Here is a 6366-nt window from a genome sequence, read left to right on the forward strand (position 1 = left end):
CCTTCAGTTTCAGCAGCCTGATGACCGGCCAGCGCAGCGAAGACGTGCTGTTCAGCTCGCAGCGCACCAGCCTTGGCGGGCAGTCGTCGATCCGCGGTTACAAGGACCAGTCGTTGTCCGGTGACAGCGGCGGCTACTGGCGCAACGACCTGCGCTGGAGCCATCCGATCGCTTTGGAATGGCTGCGCCCGGTGTTCGCCGAGTACGGCACCAGCCTGGGTTACGACCAGGGTGTGATCCGTGGCGACCGCTACAACGGCGATCAGCACGGGCGCATGTCCAGCAACTCCGTGGAGCTGTTTGCCCGGGGTCAGCATGTGGCGGCCAGCGTCACCGTTGCCCATTCCCTGGAACGCCCTGACGTGCTGACCGAGCGCGAAGCGCCGATCTATTTCCGCGTGGATTTCTTCCTCTAAATTCTGCTTTAACGAGATTCGATCATGGATGTTCGCCAACTGGCCTTTCTGGCCGGCCAGCCCGCTGCTGCCTTAAAAAAACGTGAGCACTTCTGGGGCATGCCCAAGCGCGGGTTGGCGTTCCTGTTGGCCAACGTCATGTTCTGGCAACCGATATGGGCCCAGGCCGACGGCATCGTCGTCAGCACGCCGGGTACCACGCTGGATAACGCCGGCAACGGAATACCGATCGTCAACATCGCCACGCCCAACGGCAGCGGTCTGTCGCATAACCAGTTCCACGATTACAACGTCGGCACCCAGGGCGTGATCCTCAACAACGTCGCCAACCAGACCGGTGCGACGCAGTTGGGCGGGATCATCATTGGCAACCCTCACCTGAAAAACAGCGGCGGGGCACAGACGATACTTAACGAAGTCATCGGTGGCAGCCCCAGCCAGTTGCGCGGGTACACCGAAGTGGCGGGGCAGTCTGCCCGAGTCATTGTTGCCAACCCTTATGGCATCAGTTGTAACGGTTGCGGCTTTATCAACACTCCGCGCGTGACGTTGACCACCGGCAAACCCGTGCTCGACGGTAGTGGTCGTCTGGATCGCTTTCAGGTCGATCAGGGCAGTGTCTCCATCGATGGCACGGGCCTTGATGCCAGCCAGGTCGACGGCTTCGAAATCATCACCCGCAGCGCAAAGATCAACGCTGAAATCCATGCAAAAAACCTGACCATCGTCGCCGGTCGCAACGATGTGAATGCGGACAACCTCAACGTCACCGCCCGCGCCGATGACGGCAGTGCCAAACCGCAACTGGCCATCGACTCCTCGGCCCTGGGCGGCATGTACGCCGGGGCGATCAAACTGGTGGGCACCGAGCAGGGCGTCGGTGTGAAGCTGGCGGCGGAACTGGCGGCCAGCGCCGGGGATATTCAGATCGACGCCAACGGCCAACTGAGCATGGTCAAAGCCACCGCCAGCAACGTCGTCGACATCAAGGCCAAGAGCCTCGATGCTCAAGGACCGATATACGCCGGAACGCAATTGGCCGTGCAGACCGCTGAAGACCTGGTCAACCGACAAAGCCTCGCGGCCAGGGACACGGTGCGTCTGAGCAGCGGTGGCAAACTGACCAACCTCGGCGTCATCGAAGCCGGGGTCAATGCCGACAACAGCCGCAACGCCAGCGGTGATCTTGTCCTCAACAGTCAGGCGCTGAGTAACAGCGGCAGCCTGTTGGCCAGCCGTTCCTTGAACGTGCAGACCGAAGGCTCGCTCGACAACCAGAACGGCATCATTCAGGGACGCAACGTCACGCTCAATGCCGCTCGATTGCTCAACCAGGGGATCAATGCGCGGATCTTCGGCGAAGGCCGTCTGGCGTTCAACGCCCCGGCCATTATCAACCTCAACGGCCTGATTCGCTTCGCCGATGGCCAGGCCGCAACCCTGACCCTCGACAGCCTGGACAACCGCCAGGGCCGCATCGAAATCGCCGACGGTAGCCTGACGCTCAACGCCCGGGAGCTGAAGAACGGCGACGGCAAAATGATTGCCGGCCGTCTGGAGCTGGTCACCCGTCAACTCGATAATACCAACGGTTTGATCGCGGCCAATCAGACCGACGCCAAGGTCACGGCCAGTGAGCGCCTGGACAACGGCAAAGGCAAAATTCAGGCTCAGACCGCTCTGTCGGTGTCCGGCGGCGAACTGCTCAATCAGGGCGGCACGCTGGTTGCCGATGAAGTGACCGTCAACGCCACCCGCGTGGATAACAGCCAAAAAGGCGTGATCAGCGCTGAAGGCGGTGCGCTGAACCTGACCGTCGTCGAAGACCTCGATAACCACGACGGCAAGGTGCAGGCCTCAAGCAAACTGGCCGTCACCGCCCAGAGCATCAACAACCGCAACGCCAGCCTGACGGGCAAAACCCTCGAGCTGACCAGCCGCGGCAAACTCGACAATACCCAAGGCACGATCGCGTCCGAAGACAGCGTTCTGGCTACCCAGGATCTGGACAACACCCAAGGGCTGATTCAGGGCAACACAAGCCTCAAACTCGTTGGCCGTGACCTGGATAACACCGACGGCAAGCTGCTGGGCGGCAGCGTCCATACGACACTCGACAATCTCACGCAGAACACCAACGGCACCTTGAGCGCCGAGGCCGGCAAACTCACGCTGATCGTCACTCAACACCTGAACAGTGCCTTGGGCCGATTGCAGGCCACCCACGGGGACGTGGACATTCACGCCGCGAGCGTCGACAACCGCGCAGGTGTCGTGGCCGGTCAGCAATTGTTGCTGGTCGCCGAAGGCGGGCGCATCGACAACCGTGGCGGGCGGATCATGGGTGATCGCCTGGACCTGCAAGCCGCCAGCCTCGACAACAGTGATAACGGCCTTCTCGCGGCGGGCGTCGACGGCGCACGTTTGATCCTCAAGCAGACGGCTCCCGGTCAGTCACAGTTGCTGAACATCAAGGGCCGGATTCAAAGCGAAGCCGGTCTGCAGATCGAGAGTGACACGGTCGACAACAGTGCCGGCGTCCTGCTCGGTAAAACCATCGAAGTTACCGCAGGGCAACTGAGTAACAACGACAAGGGCGGCATCGTCAGCAGCGATGGCACCATCGAACTGAAAATCGCCGGTGTTTTCAGCAACGTCACCGGCGTGGTCGACGCCGGTGATCAGCGCCTGCTGCTCACCCGACTGACGGAACTCGACAACCGTGGCGGCACCTTGCGTGGCAAGCGTCTGGACATCAGCAGCACGGCCGTCGACAACCGCAACGAAGGCCAGATCATTGCCGGCATCGATGGCCTGAAAATCGTCGGCATGAGCCTGCAAAACCAGCAAGGTGTGATCCTCGCCAACGGCAGCCACGCAGAACTGGCGCTGGGCCAGGGCAGCCTGCAGAACCAGGGCGGTACCCTTCAGGCCGACAGTCTGGACATCACCACCGCCGACCTCGACAACAGCGCCGTCAACGGCAAGGCCGGGCTGATTTCCAGTTTGCTGGGCGACTTGCAATTGACGGTCACTCGCTTGACCAACCGCGCCGGCAAGTTGTTCGGTAAAGGCCAAGTCATCTTCGATGGTTCAAGCCTGGACAACGTCGGCGGTGAGATCAGCGGCACGCGGCTGGGGCTTGAAGCCGTCAGCCAGATTCTCAACCAGGGCGGGCTGATCGAATCGGCCACTGACCTGAACCTCATCAGCGGCCAGTTGAATAACAGTGCCGGTGGCCAGGTCCGTGCGCTCGGTGGCACGTCGAGTCAGATCAAACTGACCGGCAACCTGAACAACCAGAACGGCGTTATCGAGATCGGCAGCCAGGACCTGATCCTCAGCGGCGTTCAGCTCAATAACCTCGGTGGTAGCGTACGTCACGCGGCGCAAGGCCTGTTCGATCTTGACCTGAATAACCTGACCGGCAGCCAGGGCAGCCTCACCGGTCTGGGCAATGGCAGCTGGGACATCGGCTCAGTCAACGGGGTGGGCACCTGGCAACTCAACGGTGGACTGACCTACACCAGCGCCCAAGACCTGACCCTCAATGCCGGTGACCGTATCGCCAGCGCTTCGGCGCTGAGCCTGAATGTCGCCAACCTGACCAACGCCGGCGAGCTGCTCAGCGATGGCAACCTGTCGCTGACCCTGGGCGGCAATCTGTTCAACAGTGGCCGAGTCTCGGCCAAGCAAAAACTGACCATCGGCGCCAACGATCTGATCCAGCGCGACGGTCGTCTGGTCAGTGGCGGCGACACGCAACTGAACTTGCGTGGCACCCTCGACAACCTCGGCCGCCTGATCGCCAATCAAAACCTGACGGTGACGGCGGCCCGGATCGATAACAAAGGCACCCTCGGCGCGCAAGGCAAGGTCACGCTCAACGCGGCCAACGGCATCAGTAACGGCGCCGATACGCTGTTGTTCAGCGGCGGTGCGATGGAGCTGCACGGCAATAGCCTGAGCAACTATTTCGGCGATATCTACAGCCGCGGCAACCTGACGTTCAGTGCCCTTGATGGTGGCCGTGCGGCCTCGTTCAGTAACCTGTCGGGCACTATCGAAAGCGAAGGCGACATCGACATCAACGTGGCGTCGCTGGTCAACGCCAAATCCGAATTCGAACTGACGTCCGGGCAATCTTCCGGCAGCCTGGATTGGCAATGCGGTCAGCACTGCGGGGGGCACGACGGCTGGAAACGCGGCACGATCACCATCATCACCCAGTTCAACGACACCGTACTCAAGGACTCTCGCGCTTCACGGCTGGTGGCCGGGAAAAACTTCACCGTTCACGCCAATCAGGTCGAAAACCGTTACAGCCTGATGGCGGCCAACGGCAACCTCGACCTGACCGCCGACAGCCTGCTCAACCAGGGTGCCGCGTCACGCTCGGGACAGCGGCTCGTGATAATCGGTACCCCCGGTCGTATCGACAACAGCCTCTGGGACAAGATGGAGTTCATCGATGTCCCGGCGTTCAACGCGGCGACAGCGGCGGGCAATTTCGATGAAGCCCGTTTCAAGGAACTGAGCGACCGTTCGAACGACAGTCGGTTCGCGATACAGAGCGACGTCACCACCTGGAATGAAAACGGCAACAACGTTTACGCCGCCGTGTTGCAAGCCGGTGGCAACGTCCGACTGAACGTCGCCAACACCATCCAGAACGGCACGCTTTACGACAACACCTTCGGCCAGTTGACCGGTTCGCTGAGCAGCGACCAGACCGCTTCGGTCGGCGGCATCAACATCAACCTGGGCAAACGCAGCACCGACGCCAGCGCCCAGGTGGCCAAGGATGTCACGCGCATCGAGCGCGTGGATGCCGATGGCGTGAAGCAGGTCAGCTTCGTCCCGGTCGACTTCCGGGGTGTGCCATTTGCCGCCGTGGACCCGACGGCGTCCTCGACATTCCGGCTGCCCAAGGGGCCGTACGGCATGTTCGTGCAGAGTCGCAACCCGCAAAGCCATTACCTGATCGAAACCAACCCGGAGCTGACCCAGTCCGCGGCATTCATGAGTTCCGATTACCTGCTGGGCAAGCTCAACTTCAGCGCCGATGAAGCTGCACGCCGCCTCGGTGACGGTCGTTATGAATCCCGTTTGATCAGCGACGCTGTGCTGGCTAAGACCGGTCAACGTTTTCTCGCCAACGGCCTGAACGACGATAACGAGCAATTCCGTTATCTGATGGACAACGCCCTGGCCAGTAAAAACGCGTTGAACCTGTCGCTGGGCGTCAGCCTGACTTCCGAGCAGGTCGCGGCCCTGACCCACGACATCGTGTGGATGGAAGAACGCATCGTCGATGGCCAGAAAGTGCTGGTGCCGGTGCTGTATCTGGCCCAGGCTGAATCGCGCAACGTGCGCGGTGGCAGCCTGATCCAGGGCCGTGACCTGACCCTGATCGCCGGCAACGACCTGGTCAACGTCGGCACCCTGCGTGGCACTCACGACCTGTCCGCCGACGTCAAGGGCAGCCTCTATCAGGGCGGCCTGGTCGAAGCCAAAGAACGCCTGAGCCTGATGGCCACGGACAGCATCCGCAACGCCCTGGCCGGTGAAATTCGCGGCAACCAGGTCAGCCTCACCACCCTCAAGGGCGACATCGTCAACGACCGCACCGCCATCGCCGTGGGCGAAGGCTCCGGCATGCGCACCCAGGTCGACGCCGGCGGCAGCATCAGCGCCCGCGACACCCTGACGATCAAATCCGCCCGCGACCTGACCAACTCCGGCGCCATCAGCAGCGGCGGCGACGCCAACCTGAGCGCCACCCGCGACCTCAACCTGCTGGCCACGCGCAACGAAAGCGAAATCCACGACCTGGCAGAGGGCGGCCACCGCTCCACCATCACCACCACCGTGGAAAACCTGGCGTCCAGCGTCACCAGTGGCGGCAACCTGACCCTCAACGCTGGTCGCGACATCAACGTCATCGCCA

At 61.9% G+C, this 6366-nt stretch carries 2 protein-coding genes; both read left to right on the plus strand.

The window, feature by feature from the left end; translation table 11 throughout:
* On the plus strand, positions 1-416 hold a 416-nt coding region (locus PMI21_RS11985; protein WP_007939212.1), incomplete at its 5' end, for a ShlB/FhaC/HecB family hemolysin secretion/activation protein.
* Positions 417-440: 24 nt separating this feature from the next.
* The coding region (locus PMI21_RS11980) for a two-partner secretion domain-containing protein (RefSeq protein ID WP_007939214.1) at positions 441-6366 on the plus strand (5926 nt) is incomplete at its 3' end.

This window comes from Pseudomonas sp. GM18, assembly GCF_000282195.1.
Lineage (GTDB): Bacteria > Pseudomonadota > Gammaproteobacteria > Pseudomonadales > Pseudomonadaceae > Aquipseudomonas.